General features: G+C 70.2%; 17 protein-coding genes. 8 read left to right on the forward strand and 9 right to left on the reverse strand.

All coding sequences use genetic code 11. The features are described from left to right. Positions 1 to 169: 169 nt before the first annotated feature. Positions 170 to 1,630 (forward strand): replicative DNA helicase, encoded by a 1,461-nt coding sequence (gene dnaB / locus ACZ601_RS19760; protein ID WP_063624777.1) that lies wholly within the window; start codon positions 170 to 172, stop codon positions 1,628 to 1,630. A 45-nt stretch (positions 1,631 to 1,675) separates the two neighbouring features. Here dnaB and ACZ601_RS19765 read toward each other — a convergent pair whose 3' ends face one another. Next, positions 1,676 to 2,035: a putative quinol monooxygenase gene (locus ACZ601_RS19765; protein ID WP_469539593.1), complete on the reverse strand. Its 360-nt coding sequence runs from the start codon at positions 2,033 to 2,035 to the stop codon at positions 1,676 to 1,678. A 100-nt stretch (positions 2,036 to 2,135) separates the two neighbouring features. Here ACZ601_RS19765 and ACZ601_RS19770 point away from each other — a divergent pair, with 100 nt between their 5' ends. Together ACZ601_RS19770 and ACZ601_RS19775 are read left to right on the forward strand one after the other, a co-directional pair. Continuing rightward, on the forward strand, positions 2,136 to 2,453 hold the full coding sequence (locus ACZ601_RS19770) for an ArsR/SmtB family transcription factor (protein WP_469539596.1): 318 nt from the start codon (positions 2,136 to 2,138) through the stop codon (positions 2,451 to 2,453). A 132-nt stretch (positions 2,454 to 2,585) separates the two neighbouring features. Further along, entirely contained in the window at positions 2,586 to 3,716 is a 1,131-nt protein-coding gene (locus ACZ601_RS19775; protein ID WP_469539598.1) for an NADAR family protein, read from the forward strand. An 89-nt stretch (positions 3,717 to 3,805) separates the two neighbouring features. On the opposite strand, the gene ACZ601_RS19780 is transcribed toward ACZ601_RS19775, so the two are convergent. From ACZ601_RS19780 to ACZ601_RS19790, 3 genes are all read right to left on the reverse strand, one after another. After that, positions 3,806 to 4,609 carry a helix-turn-helix domain-containing protein gene (locus ACZ601_RS19780; protein ID WP_469539601.1) on the reverse strand — a complete coding sequence of 268 codons (804 nt, stop codon included), beginning with the start codon at positions 4,607 to 4,609 and terminating at the stop codon, positions 3,806 to 3,808. A gap of 103 nt (positions 4,610 to 4,712) precedes the next feature. Next, positions 4,713 to 5,522, reverse strand: coding sequence for an alpha/beta fold hydrolase (locus tag ACZ601_RS19785; protein WP_469539604.1), 810 nt, complete (start codon positions 5,520 to 5,522; stop codon positions 4,713 to 4,715). Between the two features lie 236 nt (positions 5,523 to 5,758). Beyond that, positions 5,759 to 6,868, reverse strand: coding sequence for an FAD-dependent oxidoreductase (locus ACZ601_RS19790; protein ID WP_469540064.1), 1,110 nt, complete (start codon positions 6,866 to 6,868; stop codon positions 5,759 to 5,761). Positions 6,869 to 7,009: 141 nt separating this feature from the next. Between ACZ601_RS19790 and ACZ601_RS19795 the strand changes: the two genes are divergently transcribed. Beyond that, positions 7,010 to 7,690: a TetR/AcrR family transcriptional regulator gene (locus ACZ601_RS19795; RefSeq protein ID WP_469539607.1), complete on the forward strand. Its 681-nt coding sequence runs from the start codon at positions 7,010 to 7,012 to the stop codon at positions 7,688 to 7,690. A 176-nt stretch (positions 7,691 to 7,866) separates the two neighbouring features. Next, on the forward strand, positions 7,867 to 8,568 hold the full coding sequence (locus ACZ601_RS19800; protein ID WP_469539610.1) for an N-acyl homoserine lactonase family protein: 702 nt from the start codon (positions 7,867 to 7,869) through the stop codon (positions 8,566 to 8,568). A gap of 19 nt (positions 8,569 to 8,587) precedes the next feature. Here the strand turns inward: ACZ601_RS19800 and ACZ601_RS19805 are convergent, their stop codons facing one another. Further along, positions 8,588 to 8,995, reverse strand: a complete 408-nt coding sequence (locus ACZ601_RS19805; RefSeq protein ID WP_469539613.1) for a RidA family protein — start codon at positions 8,993 to 8,995, stop codon at positions 8,588 to 8,590. A gap of 55 nt (positions 8,996 to 9,050) precedes the next feature. Next, complete coding sequence (locus ACZ601_RS19810) at positions 9,051 to 9,806, reverse strand: dienelactone hydrolase family protein (RefSeq protein ID WP_440573537.1); 756 nt, start codon at positions 9,804 to 9,806, stop codon at positions 9,051 to 9,053. Between the two features lie 162 nt (positions 9,807 to 9,968). On the opposite strand from ACZ601_RS19810, the gene ACZ601_RS19815 reads away from it, so the two are divergent. Next, positions 9,969 to 11,357, forward strand: coding sequence for a serine hydrolase domain-containing protein (locus tag ACZ601_RS19815; RefSeq protein WP_469539615.1), 1,389 nt, complete (start codon positions 9,969 to 9,971; stop codon positions 11,355 to 11,357). Positions 11,358 to 11,397: 40 nt separating this feature from the next. On the opposite strand, the gene ACZ601_RS19820 is transcribed toward ACZ601_RS19815, so the two are convergent. The 3 genes from ACZ601_RS19820 to ACZ601_RS19830 are packed head-to-tail and all read right to left on the reverse strand — an operon-like array spanning position 11,398 to position 13,547. Next, complete coding sequence (locus ACZ601_RS19820; protein WP_469539618.1) at positions 11,398 to 12,561, reverse strand: winged helix DNA-binding domain-containing protein; 1,164 nt, start codon at positions 12,559 to 12,561, stop codon at positions 11,398 to 11,400. Positions 12,562 to 12,589: 28 nt separating this feature from the next. Beyond that, positions 12,590 to 13,042, reverse strand: a complete 453-nt coding sequence (locus ACZ601_RS19825) for a GNAT family N-acetyltransferase (RefSeq protein WP_440573540.1) — start codon at positions 13,040 to 13,042, stop codon at positions 12,590 to 12,592. A gap of 46 nt (positions 13,043 to 13,088) precedes the next feature. Beyond that, complete coding sequence (locus ACZ601_RS19830; protein ID WP_073733208.1) at positions 13,089 to 13,547, reverse strand: MarR family winged helix-turn-helix transcriptional regulator; 459 nt, start codon at positions 13,545 to 13,547, stop codon at positions 13,089 to 13,091. A 143-nt stretch (positions 13,548 to 13,690) separates the two neighbouring features. Here ACZ601_RS19830 and ACZ601_RS19835 point away from each other — a divergent pair, with 143 nt between their 5' ends. Continuing rightward, positions 13,691 to 14,902 (forward strand): MFS transporter, encoded by a 1,212-nt coding sequence (locus ACZ601_RS19835; protein WP_469539621.1) that lies wholly within the window; start codon positions 13,691 to 13,693, stop codon positions 14,900 to 14,902. A gap of 93 nt (positions 14,903 to 14,995) precedes the next feature. After that, the gene (locus tag ACZ601_RS19840; protein ID WP_469539624.1) at positions 14,996 to 15,625 is read left to right on the forward strand and encodes a hypothetical protein; all 630 of its coding nucleotides are present in this window, start codon (positions 14,996 to 14,998) and stop codon (positions 15,623 to 15,625) included.

A 15,625-nucleotide genomic window follows, 5' to 3' on the forward strand; every position in this document is an offset into this window, starting at 1 on the left:
ACGTGGGGCGGCGCCCCCACCCTGTTTCGGCCTGGAAACCGGCAGAACCCGACACACCGCAACCGGAGTCGGGCGTCTTGTTTGTCGGTGCCGTGCCGTAAGAAAGAGTGGCACGGCTATGTCCGCGGAGCGGACGGGAGGAGGTGGCCGGATGAGTATCCCCGAGCCTTTGGACGACCCCTGGGCCGACACCGGCCCCAGCGACCGGCTGCCCGTCTCCCGCCAGCGCCGGGGCGAGGGCCGTGACCGCGGTGAGCAGCACGACCGCGGCCGGGAGAGCGGCGGCTGGGAAGGCGGTTCCCGGGAATTCGAGCGGGTGCCGCCCCAGGATCTCGACGCGGAGCAGTCGGTCCTCGGCGGCATGCTGCTGTCCAAGGACGCCATCGCCGATGTCGTGGAGATCATCAAGGGCCACGATTTCTACCGCCCCGCCCACGAGACCGTCTTCCAGGCGATCCTCGACCTCTACGCCAAGGGCGAGCCGGCCGACCCGATCACCGTAGCGGCCGAACTCGTCAAGCGCGGCGAGATCACCAAGGTCGGCGGAGCCCCGTATCTGCACACCCTGGTCCAGTCGGTGCCGACCGCGGCCAACGCCTCGTACTACGCGGAGATCGTTCACGAGCGTGCCGTCCTGCGGCGGCTCGTCGAGGCGGGCACGAAGATCACGCAGATGGGATACGCGGCCGACGGCGATGTGGACGACATCGTCAACTCCGCACAGGCCGAGATCTACGCCGTCACCGAGCAGCGGACCAGCGAGGACTACCTGCCGCTCGGCGACATCATGGAAGGCGCGCTCGACGAGATCGAGGCGATCGGGTCCCGCAGCGGAGAGATGACCGGCGTGCCGACCGGCTTCACCGATCTCGACGCCCTGACCAATGGCCTCCACCCGGGCCAGATGGTCGTCATCGCGGCCCGGCCCGCCATGGGTAAGTCCACGCTCGCCCTGGACTTCGCGCGGGCATGCTCGATCAAGAGCAACCTGCCCAGCGTGATCTTCTCCCTGGAAATGGGCCGCAACGAGATCGCGATGCGACTGCTGTCCGCCGAGGCGCGGGTGGCGCTCCACCACATGCGCTCCGGCACGATGACCGACGAGGACTGGACGCGGCTGGCGCGACGGATGCCGGACGTCTCCGCCGCCCCGCTCTACATCGACGACTCCCCGAACCTCTCCATGATGGAGATCCGGGCCAAGTGCCGCCGCCTCAAGCAGCGCAACGACCTCAAACTGGTGGTCATCGACTACCTGCAGCTGATGCAGTCCGGTGGCTCGAAGCGCGCCGAGAGCCGTCAGCAAGAGGTCTCGGACATGTCCCGAAACCTCAAGCTCCTCGCCAAGGAGCTGCAGCTGCCGGTCATCGCGCTCTCCCAGCTGAACCGTGGGCCGGAGCAGCGCACGGACAAGAAGCCGATGGTCTCCGACCTCCGTGAGTCCGGTTCCATCGAGCAGGACGCCGACATGGTGATCCTGCTGCACCGTGAGGACGCCTACGAGAAGGAGTCACCGCGGGCGGGCGAGGCGGACCTGATCGTGGCCAAGCACCGTAACGGTCCGACGGCGACGATCACCGTCGCCTTCCAGGGGCACTACTCGCGCTTCGTGGACATGGCGCAGACCTGACCGGTGGTGTTGCGGCTGTAGGAGGGGCTCCGATCTCGCGAGACCTCAGTCGTGCCGGCGGATTCTCATGTCATCGTGCTCGGAGCGGCGCCGCGCCGCCGACTGGTAGGGGCTGTGCATGGTGAGAAAGCGGATGTCGAGGTCGCTCTCCAGGTAGTCCATGCGCCGCTCCCAGAAGGCTTGCATGTGGGGGAGGGCGAGGTGGGCGTCGAGATCGGCCCGGGAGCGCCAGGCCTCGTAGAAGACGAAGACGCCGGGGTCGTCGCGATCTTCGTGGAAGTGGTATTCGAGGCAGCCGGACTCCTGCCGGGTCGGCTCGACGAACGAGAGCAGAAGCTGCTTCAACTCCTCGGCGCGTTCGGGTTTCGGATGAGCGGTGCCGACGAGGGCGAGTAGCTGAGTCATGCGGGGCCCCTCTCCCATAGGTACAACCAATCTCGTACCTATGGGACGCTATCGAACTCATAGGTATGATGCAATCCATACCTGAAAGGGGTTGTCGCGGATGCCCGACGATGAAGGCCACCCGGGCGTCGAGGAGATCGAGCTCGGCCCCGTACTCTCCGCGCTGGCGGATCCGCTGCGCCGCCGAGTGGTGCGTGAGCTGGCAGCCGAACCCGACGGTGCGGCGCGGACGTGCAGCTCCTTCGGGCTGCCGGTCTCCAAGGCGACTGTCACGCACCACTTCCGCGCACTGCGCGAGGCCGGCCTGATCCGGCAGGTCGACCGGGGCAACAGCCGGATGGCCAGCCTGCGCCGGGCCGACATCGAGCAGAGGTTCCCTGGACTGCTGGGCATCGTGGCAGCCGAGCCGGAGGGGTAGTTCAGGGGCCGGCCTGCGTCACGCCGCGAGATCCTGCAGGGGCTCGGGCGGGCGCGCCGGGCGGGTGGCGGGTCCGTCGCCCTGGAGATCGGCCGGCCATGACGGTTCACGCTCAGGCGGTAGCGTGCGCCCATGACTTGGCGTGGACCGACGTACAGGATGGTGGACGGCGAGAGGATCGACGGTGCCTGGACTCACATCTGGCGGAGGTATTCACCGGACGGTGAGTACTACCTCGACGACCTGATTGTCTTCGCGGACGGAACGATCACCTGCGGAGAATGTACGGACCTGGCCGGTCTGGAGACGTTGCTCGCGACGGGCCGGCTGGCCGTGAGCAACTCCACGACTCCGGCGCTTCCCGAAGAACCGTCGAAGTGGGCCTCTCGTCATGGCGGGCCGCTGACTCCGGAGGGACTTCTTCTGGAGGTCGCGGACCGCATCGAAGCACTCAACCAGCGGCCGACTGCCGGAGACCGTTGCCGGGACGCGATCCGCAGCTTTCAGCAGGAGCCGACCGAATCCCGTCGAGCGCTGCTCCGGGCGGCGTACCTGGCGGTGCCGTCGCATCTGCGGACCTATGTGCTCGGGGACATGGACCGTCAGGACCGTCCTCTGCGGGTCCTGTTCACCGACATCGGTGAGGCCGTCGACGGTGATGGGCCCGTAGTGACGGCGGAGATGCACCGGGACGTCCTGGATTACTTCAACCGCGGTGACCAAGGCGTCCGGAGCGACCAGAAACGGCGGGCCGTCTGGTATGCCGATGATCCTTCGGAGCCGGGCCGAGCGGTGCTCACCTCGCACGAGACCGTCTACCCGCGGGGCTGGCCCGAGCAGCCGGGGCTGTTCATGCTCCGCAACGAATTCCCGGCGCAGATCACGTTCGGCGGCGAGTCCTACGCGTCCGTGCTCCACGGGTACTGGGCGCTGTCGGCGGCCGATGCCTCCGACAGCGCCGCGATCCGGGACGCGGAGTCCGGTCGGGACGCGCGTGAGCTGGGCGGCCGGGCGGCGCACCGGAACGACTGGCCGAACGTACGGCTCGCCGTCATGGCAGGGCTGCTTCGCGCGAAGTTCATCCAGCACCCCGAAGCCGCCCAGGTCCTCCTCTCCACGGGGGACGCCAGGATCAGCTACACCGGCCTCTCGGACTCGCCCTTCTGGCGGGATGTTTCCGACGGCCGGGGACGGAACTGGATGGGGCGGCTGCTTGAGCTCACCCGCTCCGAGCTCGTTGCCCAGCAGGCTCTCCGGTCTTGAGGAGCCGCCGTGCGGACCGCGTCCGCCCGCTACGGCGACTTCTGCTGCGGCGCTTTCTGCGACGGCGCTTTCTGTGACGGAGGCTTCTGCTACGGCGCTTTCTGTGGCGGAGGCTTCTGCGACGGGGGCAGGCCGGCGTACGGAGTCGGCCACGCCACGTCGTCGAACCCGAGCCACGGCGCGGCGGCAACGGCCGTGGGGGTCACGCCGGTGAACGCTCTGACCTCGCGGTGGAGGTGGGACTGGTCGACGTAGCCGGTCGCGGCCGCCACCGTAGCGGCGGCGTCCCCGGCCGCGAGCAGGTGAGCGGCGTGGTCGAAGCGCACCAGCCGGGCGGCGAGCTTGGGGTTGAGGCCGATCTGGGACCGGAAGCGGGACCAGAGGCGTTTACGGCTCCACCCCACCTCGTTCGCCAGGTCGCCGACCCGCACCTGCCCCCGGCCGCTGAGTATCCGCGACCAGGCGGCAGTGACCTCCGGGTCGCGCGGAGGGCGGGCGCCCAGCCGCCGGCCGAGGACGTCCGCGGCGATCGCGAACCGCTCGTCCCACGACGTGGCGGCGCGCAGTCTGCCCTCGGTCCTTCCGGCGTCGCGACCCCAGACGTCTGCCAGCGGGACCACTGAGCCGACGAGTTCGGTCGATGCGCCGAACACGGCGGCCGCCACGACCGGCGACAGCCGAATCTGGAGGCACCGGCATCGTTCGGTCTCCGGGCCGCTGACCCGGAGGACGCCCGGGGTCAGTCCGACGACGACGCTGCCGCGTTCGCGCCGTCCGTGGGCGGCGTAAGCGGGGCCTTCTCCCTCGCTCAGGTCCACGAACAGGGTGACCGAGGGGTGGGCGACCATGGTGATGTCCACGAGCGCGGGGACGCGTTGGGCGAACCCGGCCATGGTGATACCTGGAAGCCGCTCGGGTTTCCGCGGGACGGCGACTTCCACTGACGTCCAGTCGGGTGCCCCGGTGGTCCACACGGCATCAGGGTAGCGATCGGCGTCAGCGGCGGGCAGCCGCGAAGGACAGCAGCAATGCGCCGGTCTTCTCGGGCGCTTCGAACATGGGAAGGTGCCCGACATCGGGCAGTTGCTCGACACGCGCGTTCGGCACCGTCTCGTAGCCGTGTACCGAGGACGGTTCCCAGCGGCGGTCGGCCGCGCCGAAGATCACCAGGACCGGGACGCCGAGGGCGGCGAGTCGCTCGGGGACGCTCCGCTCGGCGATGTACGCGGTGTTACGGCGCAGCACGGTCCTGAACGTGCGGTAGCCGAGGCCCCGGGCCTCGGTGATCAGGTCGTCCGGGATGTCCACCGGGCGGTCGCACACAGAGGTCATGCCCCTGCGGAGCATCGAGTCCGAACGGACCGGCCAGAGGAGCGGGCCCAGCGGTGGGGCGATCAGGGCCCGGAGCACGGCGGGTTGCGGAAGGAGCGCGTCGGGACTCGGGCCGCTGCTGATCAGCGCGAGCGCACCGACCAGGTCCGGGCGCTGTTCGGCGAGCGCGGTGGCGATGTACCCGCCGCTGGAGTGCCCGACCGCGGTGACCGGACCGAGGGTGAGCTCGTCGAGCACGGCGGCCAGGCGGCCCGCCTGCTCAGGCACGTCGTACGACGGCGCGGGCGGGGAGTGGCCGTGACCCGGGAGGTCGACCCGGATGACGTGATGCCGCGCGGAGAGGGCCGGCACGATCGGTCTCCAGGAGCCGCCGGAGAATCCTGATCCGTGGATGAGCAGCAGTGGCGGGGCCTGCCGCGGGCCGTGGCGGACCAGGTGCATTCCGTGCGAGTGCGTGACGTCTTCATGTCCCATGTACGGGGACGATGCCTGCGCGTACGGCGATCGGTCTTGTACGAATGTCGCCGCTGGGGCGTGTCGTCAAACTGCCGTCGTCGCCCGGACGGCAGACGTCAGTTGGACGACATTCCCTAGGGCTGGGGCGTGTCCGCAAAGTCCCGTCTGGCCCGTGACGCCTGGCAAGCACTCTGGGCGGTACCGCCCACGCCGCCTCGTCATCCAGTGGCTGAGGGCGGCATGGACGGTACCCCTCAGCCGGGCTGGAAGAACTCAAGCATCCGCCGGCCGGCGTCCGGTGACATCAGCAGGTCCTGCATCTTCGCGGACATCCGGGCGGCGGCGCCGGTGCGTTCGAACATCTCGCGTTCGTACTCCTTGACGGCGGCGGGTACGTCGTCCCGGTGCGCGGCCAGCGCGAGGCCGAGCAGTGCGCCGTCGACCAGCGCCATGTTGGCGCCCTCACCCACCGGCGGCATCAGATGCGCGGCATCACCGAGCAGTGTGACGTCCGGCGCCGACGGCCAGGTCAGGCCGGCCGGGAGCGTGGTGATCGAGCGCGGTACGACCGTGTCGTCGCAGGCCGCGATCAGCGCGGTGAACCGTGCGTCCCAGCCGGGGAGCAGGTCGATCAGCCGTGCACGGGCGGTGGCCGGGTCGTCGAACGGGATACCGCTGGTGGCGAACCAGTCCTCGGCGGTGTTGTAGAAGCTGATGCCGATGCGAACGCGGCCGTCGCCGTTGCGCTGCGCCGCCAGGGAGATTCCGTTGCCGAGCACCCAGTAGTTGCCGCGCCCGACCATCGCCGCGAGGTCGGGGTGCGTGCGGTCGATGTCGGGAATGCCGATCTCGACGACGTTCTGGCCTATGTGCGCCGGGCGGGCGTCGGTGAGCAGGGCGCGGACCCGGGACCGCGCGCCGTCCGCGCCCACCAGCAGGTCGTACGGTGCGCTGCCGCCTCCCGCGAAGCGCAGCAGGCCGTCGCCGGCGGACTCGTAGGTGTGTCCCCAGCGCACTGTGCCCTCGGGGAGGGAGTCCAGCAGCAGGTCGCGCAGATCGGCGCGGTCGATCTCGGGGCGTTCGGACGGGGCGTCGTCGGGCGTGTCCTCCTGGAAGAGCAGGGTGCCGTCCGGCTCCAGGAGACGCATGTCCTGCCCCTCGCCCCGGGCGAGGGTGTGGAACCGGTCGATCAGACCGGCCTCACGGAGCGCCCGCTGGCCGGAGTGGATGTCGAGCATGCCGCCCTGACCGCGTGCCTCCCGTGACGGTTCCCGCTCGTACACGGTGGCGTCGATCCCGTTGACGTGCAGCACCCGGGCAAGGGCCAGGCCGCCTGGGCCGGCTCCGACGATGGCGATGGCGATGGTCATGCTCTTCCCCTTCGATACACGAACACGCTGATAGACGAACATGCTGATAGACGAATGGCGCTGATACACGAACGGCTCCGATACGCCGTACTGGTCGATACACTGTATCGCTCGATGCGATGTATGGTGAGCGGCATGTTGGTGTGGGAGAGGCCGGAGCCCCCGAATCGCCCGGTACCGGTGCCGTTGAGCCGGGAGGACATCGTGCGGGCGGCGATCCGGCTGGCCGACGCGGACGGCCTGGACGCGGTGTCGCTGCGCAAGGTAGCTACCGCGCTGGATGTCCGTCCGATGCGGCTGTACAAATACATCGCCGGCAAGGATGAGCTGCTCGACCTGATGGTCGACGCCGTCCACGCCGAGATCCGGCCGGCCGGAGACGGCTGGCGCGAGATGCTCCGCTCTCTTGCCGAAGCCACTCGGCACGCCGCTCACGAGCACGAATGGCTCGCGGATCTGCTGGGCGGCCGGCCCCAGCTCGGACCGAACGCCCTGGCCGGCGGCGAGACCGTGGTGGCCGCTCTGGGAGACGTCGGCCTGGACGCCACCATGCCGGTGGTCGCCGCGGTCAACGCGTACGTGATCGGCGCGGTGCGCCGGGAGAACGCCGAGCGGCGTGCCGAACGGGCCACCGGGATGGACGAGAAGCGCTGGCAGGCATCGCTCGGGCCCTATCTGGAGCGGACCTTCGCCACCGGACGGTTCCCCGCGCTGGCCACGGTGGTGCGCGATGCCGCCCACCTGGACGCCGACCAGACCTTCCGGCTCGGCCTCGACTTCCTGCTCGACGGCATCGAGGTCCGCCTCTCGCGGTGAGGCGCGGCCGGCGGGCACGACGGTTCGCCGCAACTCCGCCCTGTCCCCCGTCCGGCCTGTCCTCGGCTGCCCGCCCCTGTATGCCGTCGGCCCTGTACGCCCCCGTACGCCGTCGGCCCTGTACGCCGTCGGCAAACACCCCTGGGACGGCGGTAGTTCCCTGCCAGGCTGACGGGATGAGCAACAACACGGCGGTTCGTCGCCTCGACCTGGGGTACTTCGTCCGACCCGCGTCGGAGACCGGTGGCCCTCAGCCGCGAGTTGAAGCCGTACTCGCCTACCTGGTCCGACGTGACGAGGGACTGATCCTCTTCGACACGGGTATCGGGGACGCCGGCCCTGATACCGAAGCCCACTACCGCCCACAGCGCCGAGAACTGCGGAGGGCGCTCGCAGCCTCCGGAGTCTCCCTCTCGGATGTGTCCCTGGTGGTGAACTGTCATCTTCACTTCGACCACTGCGGGGGCAATCCGCTGCTGGGCGGCAGACCGATCCTGGTGCAGGACGTGGAGCTGGCCGCCGCACGTCGGGGCGACTACACCGTGGACGAACTCGTCGACTTCCCTGGTGCGAGCTACGAGGAGATCTCCGGAGAAGCGGAGGTCTGGCCAGGAGTGTGGATCATCCCCACCCCTGGCCACACCGACGGCCATCAGTCACTGGTGGTCCGGCAGGATGACGGCACCGTCATCCTCGCCGGACAGGCACACGATTTCGCGTCCCACTTCGCAGCCGACCAGCTGGCTCACCTCGCTGGGCTCCAGGGCCTGGAGCAGCCGCTTCCCAACTGCCGGCCGTGGCTGGGGCGGCTCCTGGAGTTCGACCCGCGACGCGTGCTGTTCGCGCACGACTGCTCGGTCTGGGAACCGCCCCGCTGAGCAGCCGGGGGTACGGGGCTCAATCGATGACGGCGGCGACGGCTTCGATCTCGACGAGCTGGTCCTTGTAGCCGAGCACGGTGACACCCATCAAGGTGCTGGGGACGTCATGGTCCGCGAACGAGTCGCGGACTACCTGCCACGCGGTCACCAGGTCCTCCTGGCGGGCCGACGCGACGAGCACCCGGGTGCTGATCACGTCCTGGAGTGACGCGCCCGCGGCGGCGAGAGCGGTCCGCATGTTCTCGATCGCTTTCGCCGCCTGGCCCGCGTAGTCCCCGATCGCCGCCGTGGAGCCGTCATCGTTCAGCGGACACGACCCGGCGAGGAAGATCAGGCGGGCCTCGGCGGGTGCCGTCGCCGCGTAGGCGTACTCGGCGACGTCGGAGAGGGAGTCGGAGCGGATCAGGGTGATGGCACGAGCCATGGTTGCGGGGTCCTTTCCCGGTCGGTGTGTCGGGGCGGGCGCCCCGTCTGCCGTGTCATGCCGCCGGCCGTCCCGCCGCCGTGGCCGGCTCCCCCAGCGGCAGGCATTCGGCGAGCAGGTCGAGGACGTCGCGCCAGGCTCGCCCCGCGTGCAGCGGATGGTGGCCGACGCCGGGGAGCACGGTGTGGGCGACCGTCGGATGGTGGAACGCGTGCAGGGCTCCGCCATAGACGACGAAGCGCCAGTCGGCGCCCGCCGCCTGCATCTCGGCGGTGAACGCGTCGCGTTGGGCAGACGACATGATGGGGTCCTCCGAACCGACGCCGGCCCATACCGGGCAGTGAATGCGTGCCGCCTCGCCCGGCCGGCCCGTGTTCAGTCCGTTGACCGTCCCGATCGCGCGGAGGTCGACTCCGTCGCGTCCGAGTTCCAGCGCGATGATGCCTCCGGTGCCGTAGCCGACGGCGGCGATCCGGTCGGGATCGGTCCGTGGTTCGGCGCGCAGCACATCCAGCGCCGCGTGCCCGATGTCCCGCATCCTGTCGGGGGCGGCGAGCAGTGGGGTCACGTGCGCCAGCATCTGCTGGGGGTCCTCGAAACAGCGCCCGCCGTTGATGTCGAAGGCCAGCGCCACGTAACCCAGCTCGGCCAGGGCGTCGGCCCGGCGGCGCTCGATGTCGGTCAGGCCGAGCCCCTCGGGCCCGAGCAGGACCGCGGGCGCGCGGTCGGTGCCGGTCGGGAGTGCGAGGTATCCGATCATCGTCAGTCCGTCGGCCGGGTACTCGACCGTGCGCGTGGTAACCGTCGTCATATGGCTGGACTGTAGTGATCCCCGGGCCCGGCCGGGCGGGACTTCACCCTCGGCGGAACACCGCCGGACGCCCTGTCGTAGAAGGCTCCAACGGCTGTCGGGGGCCCTCCGGGCCCGGGAATGCGGTGGCCCCGGGGCGGGCCGGGGCGGTAGTTGTTGACGATGACCACTCCTGCTGAACAGTTGCTCCCGGCTACGCAGCGCGCTCTGCTGCACCGCATCGCCACCGCCCAGTCCGACGGGCGTTCACCTTCCGTCGTCGCCGCTGTCCGGCGGCAGGGGCAGACCGTCTGGAACGGCGCCCGCACCTGTGTCGACGGCCATGCCCCCGATGACGACACGCAGTTCAGAATCGGATCCCTCACCAAGACGTTCACCGCGGTGCTGGTCCTGCGGCTGCGTGACGAGGGGCTGGTGGACCTGGCCGATCCGCTGGAGAAGTACCTGCCCGGAACGGGGGTGGGCGAGGTCACCATTCACCAGCTGCTGGGTCACAGCGCGGGGCTCGGCGCGGAGGCGCCCGCTCCGTGGTGGGAACGGACGCCGGGCAGTCTGCGGCCCGAACTCGCGGATGTGCTCGGTGAGCAGACCCGGATGCACACACCCGGTCGTCGTCACCACTACTCCAACCCCGGATACACCTTGCTCGGAGCGCTGATCGAGGCCGTACGCGGGGCGTCCTGGGCGCAGGTCCTGAAGCGTGAGCTGCTGGAGCCGCTGGGTATGCGCCGTACGAGTCCCGGGCCGGAGGCACCCCATGCCGGTGGCTGGGCCGTCCACCCGTGGGCGGACGCGATGCTGCCCGAGCCGGCCGAGGATCTCGGGCTGATGGCACCGGCCGGGCAGCTCTGGTCCACCACCGCCGATCTTCTCCGGTTCGCCGCCTTCCTTGCTGAGGGAGACGACCGGGTGCTCTGCGCCGCCTCCGTGGCGGAGATGAAGACGCCGTCCGCACCCCCCGAGCCGGGGGACTGGGAAGGGGGTTACGGTCTGGGGCTCCAGTTGATCCGCAGCAAGGGCCGCACGCTCGTCGGGCACACCGGCTCGCTCCCCGGGTTCCTGGCCACCCTGTGGTTCTGCGCAGAGGAGGACGTGGCGGCGGTGGTGTTCGCCAACGCCACCTCCGGGCCGCTGGTCGGTGAGGTGGCCGCTGACCTCGTGAACATCGTCGCGGAGGCCGAGCCCCGCATCCCGGAGCCCTGGCGCCCGCTGCCCGAGGCGGACGTGGACGCGGAGCTGCTCGCGCTGACCGGTCCCTGGTACTGGGGTACGCGTACCAACATCCTGCGCTTGAACGCCGATCGCGGACTGGAACTCCGAGGCCTGCGCGGCGACGGCCGCGGCGCCCGGTTCACCGCCCGGCCGGACGGCACCTGGATCGGGCTGGACGGCTATTACGCGGGGGAGACGCTGCGGATCGTCCGGAACGACGACGGCAGCGTGAACCACCTGGACCTGGGCTCGTTCGTCTTCACTCGCGAACCGTACGATCCCACAGCGTCCGTTCCGGGCGGAGTCGACGAGAACGGGTGGCGTGGCCTGGGAAGTTGAGCGTCCTGTTTCACGTGAAACATGGCAGCGGGCGGACGGCTCAGGCGGTCAACTCCCGCTCCAGCGGGGTGCGGAAGCGCGGTGTGATCCGCGCTTCCCCCACCCAGCCCGCCAGCCGGGATGCCTCTTCCTCGATCGCCGAGGCGGCATCCCGGCCGGTGTCGGTCAGGAGCCGCCACACGGGTTCGCCATCGGCGCGCTGTGCCCAGCCTCCGACGATGCGGCCGTCCCACCACACCGTGGGGCCGATGTTGCCGGAGCGGTCGAAGAGGGCTGCCCGGTGTTCGGCGTGGAGATGGAAGCCGCGGTCGGCCCAGCCCATCGCGCTCGGGTCGAGCGCGGGAAGCAGCGCCGCCCAGGGCTCCGGCGCCGGTTCGGGCGCGGTGTCTCCGGGCGCGACCCAGGCGGCTGAGCCGTCGTCGAGCCGCACCTCCTCGGCTCCGACGGCTGCCAGCGCCTTGCGGACCTGGCCGAGTCCCCAGCCCGTCCACCACTTGAGGTCGGCCTCGGAAGCGGGTCCGTAGGAGCGGAGCCAGTGCAGGGCCAGCTCCGCCTGCGCCTCTGCGGGCGCCGGAACCGGTCGCGGCTCGGCCGCCGTCCAGCGGAACTGGCTGGACGTCCAGGACCCGCGGGGCCGGTCCCGGCGGATCCGGCCTTCGGCGGCCATGATGCGGATGACCCGGGTCGTCACGCCCTGCACCGCTTCGTATTTCTTGCCGGGGAAGACCGTGATCTTCGTGCGCAGGGCAGGTACGGCTGCGGAGAGTTCGCTGCCCGTGGCTGTCCCGCGGGCGGTCAGGGCCGCCAGGGTGGCCTGCTCCGTGGCGTCGAGCCAGCGCTCGTCCAGGCCCTGGCCGTCCTCCGCCAGGTGCTTCAGGAGGGTCCGGCGCTCCTTGGCCGCGACCGCGCGGGCGTTCGTCGCCTCGATCCGCGGGGCCAGCGCTTCCGGCACGACGAAGAGCGTGTTGCGCATGGAGAGGAGCCGGACCAGCGAGACGTCCTCGTACAGGGCTTTTTCCACCGCGGCGACGTCCGGAGTGCGGAGCCGGGCGCACACGGACAGGAAGACGGTGGCCGCGTCGGTGGCGTGCAGCGCCACCAGGGCGTCGGCCACGGCCACCGGGGAACCGGTCCGCGTGGCGGGTGCCAGGAGATGGCGCCCGGCCAGCCTGATGCGGCGTTGTTCGTCGCTGATGTGGTGCATCGTCGGCCCCCTCGGCTGCCGGGTGCGGTCAGAGAGCGAGCTTGAAGCCCACATGGCTGGCGACGAAGCCGAGCCGTTCGTAGAAGCGGTGCGCGTCGGTCCGGCTCGCATCCGATGTCAGCTGGACCAGCCGGCACCCCTGGCGCCGGGATTCGTCCACCGCCCACCGCATCAGCAGGGTGCCGAGTCCGCTGCCGCGTTCGTCCTTGTGGACGCGGACGCCCTCGACGACGGAGCGCGTGGAGCCGCGCCGGGACAGGCCGGGGATCACCGTCAGCTGGAGTGTGCCGACGATCCGGTCCGCGCGCACGGCGACCATCAGGTGCTGGTTCGGGTCCCCGGCCAGCTGCCGGAAGGCCGTCAGGTAAGGCGTGAGGTCGTCCGGCGACTCGCGTTCGGCGCCCAGCGGATCGTCGGCCAGCATGGCGACGATCTCGGAGAGGTCGTCGATGGCCGCCGCACGTATGTCCAGATCGCTCATGATCAGCAGCCTACGCAGTGGCCTCGGGCCGTGCGGCGGCATCGGCCTACACGGGGACCTTCAGCTCCTCGACCGCCCGCACGAGCGGCACCAGCTCGGGGTCCTTGGCGGCCTCGTCGAGTGCGGCGCGCAGGGCGGTGTCATTGGTCGGCCTCGCCTCGGCGAGCAGGGTGAGACCGGCCTCGGTCACATCGGTGTAGATGCCCCTGCGGTCGGTGTCGCAGAGGTACCGGGTCAGCAGACCGCGGTCCTCCAGGCGGGTGACCAGGCGAGTGGTGGCGCTCTGGCTCAGCACGACGGCGTCGGCCACCTGCTTCATCTGCAGATGCCCGCCCGGACCGCTGTGCTGCCGGCTCAACACGTCCAGCAGCGAGTACTCCCGCACGCTGAGGTCGTGCCGGCTCTGCAGAGCACGCTCGATATGGGCCTCGATCTTCCCGTGGAGCAGGGAGAGCGCGCACCAGCCCTGGGAGAGGGCGGTCAGTGCCGGGTCCGTCGCGGTCATGGGTGTCTCTCCTCCGGTGCTGGAGCTGCTTACCTACAGGATAGGCGACCCACGCAATAGCCCGCGCTTGCAATTAATCAGCGCCTGCAATTATTGTGAACGCTCGTAAGGCGCATACGCAATCTCCAGGGAAGGGGTCACCCATGCCGCTCGCGCTCCTCGCTCTCGCCATCGGGGCATTCGGTATCGGAACCACCGAGTTCGTGATCATGGGGCTGCTCCCCGAGGTGGCTGCGGACTTCCAGGTCTCCATCCCGACCGCCGGATACCTCGTCTCGGGCTACGCGCTGGGGGTCGTCCTCGGCGCCCCGCTGATGTCCGTGCTCGGTACCCGGGTCACCCGCAAACGCATGCTGATGCTCCTCATGGGGCTGTTCGTCATCGGCAACGTGGTCTCCGCGACCGCTCCCGTCTTCGGTGTCATGCTCGCCGGCCGCGTGATCGCCTCGCTCGCCCACGGAGCTTTCTTCGGCATCGGATCGGTCGTGGCGGCCGATCTGGTCGCCCCGCACAAGAAGGCCGGTGCCATCGCCATGATGTTCACCGGACTCACCGTCGCCAACGTTGTCGGCGTCCCGCTGGGCACCTACATCGGGCAGAGCGCCGGCTGGCGCACCACGTTCTTCCTCGTCGCTGCCCTCGGAGTCATCGGCCTGCTCGGCGTCGCCAAGCTCGTTCCCGAGCAGCCCAGAACCGAAGGCGTCCGGCTGCGCCACGAGCTCGCCGCCTTCCGCAACGTGCAGGTACTCCTCGCCATGGCGATGACGGTGCTGGGCTTCGGCGGCGTCTTCGCCGCGATCACCTACATCACGCCGATGATGACCGACATTGCCGGCTACTCGGCCTCGTCCGTCACCTGGCTGCTGGTCCTGTTCGGCCTCGGCATGGTCGGCGGCAACCTGCTCGGCGGCAAATTCGCCGACCGCCACCTGATGCCCCTGCTGTACGTGTCGCTGAGCGCTCTCACCGTGGTCCTGGCCCTGTTCACCCTGACCGCCCACAACAAGATCGCGGCAGCCGTCACCCTCGTCCTGATCGGCGGCCTCGGTTTCGCGACCGTGCCCCCGCTCCAGAAGAGGGTGCTCGACCAGGCGGCCGGTGCTCCCACCCTCGCCTCCGCCGTGAACATCGGTGCCTTCAACCTCGGCAACGCGTTGTCGTCGTGGATCGGCGGCATCGTCATCGCCGCCGGTCTCGGCTACACCGCGCCCAACTGGGTCGGCGCGGTCCTGGCCGCCTCCGCGCTGGTCCTGGCCTTCGTCTCCAGCACCTTGGAGCGCCGTACGGCGACCCGGGGCCGGACCGTCACCGCCCACCTCCCGGAACCGGCCGCTGCACCCGCGGCCCGGCGCTGACCTCGCCCCCCGCGTCATGCAAGTCCTCATCTGCCCTGAGGGCCACCGTAATTCAGTGGTGCCGGCTCCCCTGCGTCCGGAGAATCTCCGCACATGGGAGCTGACATTCACGGGTTCATCGAGTGCCGGTCCCGGTGGTCGGATCCGGAAGACGTGTGGTCCGGGGCCGTCGATCTCGACCTGCTGTACCTGGGCCGGGACTACGACGCGTTCGGCTGCCTGTTCGGGGTGCGCAACCACGCGGGCTTCGCTCCGCTCGCGGCGGAACGCGGACTGCCGGAGCTGGTGTCAGAGGCGGTACGCACGGAATTCGACGCGTGGGGCGACACGGCGCACAGCCCCAGCTGGATCGGCTGGGACGAGCTGAAGTCCGTCGACTGGGCCGAACCGGCCGAGACGACGGACCGCCGTATCCACGAGTACGAAGAGGTGGACGGTGCCTGGGTGCTCGTCTCCAAGGCGGCCTGGAGCCCACGGTTCGCCGCGGTGGCCGGGCTGCCGGTCGATCCCGCGGTGGGTGCGGCGGGCGGCTACGGCGGCGCGGAGTGGCCGCAGGGCACGGAGTGGCGGGACGGCGAACGCCGCTACCGGGTGGAGCGGATGCTCCGGCGTGACGCGGTGCCGGCGGAGGGCGAGTGGAAGCCGGTGTGGTCCGTGATGGAAGCCCTCGCCGCCGTGCACGGCGGCGAGAACGTCCGGCTCACCGTCTGGTTCGACAACTGA

The sequence above is a fragment of the Streptomyces sp. NPDC104307 genome (assembly GCF_055584045.1).

Excerpts from the sequence above, each read along its gene's own strand:
- ACZ601_RS19765 (WP_469539593.1), bottom strand. The coding sequence starts at position 2,035 with ATGACTCAGCTACTCGCCCTCGTCGGCACCGCTCATCCGAAACCCGAA.
- ACZ601_RS19770 (WP_469539596.1), top strand. The coding sequence starts at position 2,136 with ATGCCCGACGATGAAGGCCACCCGGGCGTCGAGGAGATCGAGCTCGGC.
- ACZ601_RS19775 (WP_469539598.1), top strand. The coding sequence starts at position 2,586 with ATGACTTGGCGTGGACCGACGTACAGGATGGTGGACGGCGAGAGGATC.
- ACZ601_RS19780 (WP_469539601.1), bottom strand. The coding sequence starts at position 4,609 with ATGGCCGGGTTCGCCCAACGCGTCCCCGCGCTCGTGGACATCACCATG.
- ACZ601_RS19785 (WP_469539604.1), bottom strand. The coding sequence starts at position 5,522 with ATGGGACATGAAGACGTCACGCACTCGCACGGAATGCACCTGGTCCGC.
- ACZ601_RS19795 (WP_469539607.1), top strand. The coding sequence starts at position 7,010 with ATGTTGGTGTGGGAGAGGCCGGAGCCCCCGAATCGCCCGGTACCGGTG.
- ACZ601_RS19800 (WP_469539610.1), top strand. The coding sequence starts at position 7,867 with ATGAGCAACAACACGGCGGTTCGTCGCCTCGACCTGGGGTACTTCGTC.
- ACZ601_RS19805 (WP_469539613.1), bottom strand. The coding sequence starts at position 8,995 with ATGGCTCGTGCCATCACCCTGATCCGCTCCGACTCCCTCTCCGACGTC.
- ACZ601_RS19810 (WP_440573537.1), bottom strand. The coding sequence starts at position 9,806 with ATGACGACGGTTACCACGCGCACGGTCGAGTACCCGGCCGACGGACTG.
- ACZ601_RS19815 (WP_469539615.1), top strand. The coding sequence starts at position 9,969 with ATGACCACTCCTGCTGAACAGTTGCTCCCGGCTACGCAGCGCGCTCTG.
- ACZ601_RS19820 (WP_469539618.1), bottom strand. The coding sequence starts at position 12,561 with ATGCACCACATCAGCGACGAACAACGCCGCATCAGGCTGGCCGGGCGC.
- ACZ601_RS19825 (WP_440573540.1), bottom strand. The coding sequence starts at position 13,042 with ATGAGCGATCTGGACATACGTGCGGCGGCCATCGACGACCTCTCCGAG.
- ACZ601_RS19830 (WP_073733208.1), bottom strand. The coding sequence starts at position 13,547 with ATGACCGCGACGGACCCGGCACTGACCGCCCTCTCCCAGGGCTGGTGC.
- ACZ601_RS19835 (WP_469539621.1), top strand. The coding sequence starts at position 13,691 with ATGCCGCTCGCGCTCCTCGCTCTCGCCATCGGGGCATTCGGTATCGGA.
- ACZ601_RS19840 (WP_469539624.1), top strand. The coding sequence starts at position 14,996 with ATGGGAGCTGACATTCACGGGTTCATCGAGTGCCGGTCCCGGTGGTCG.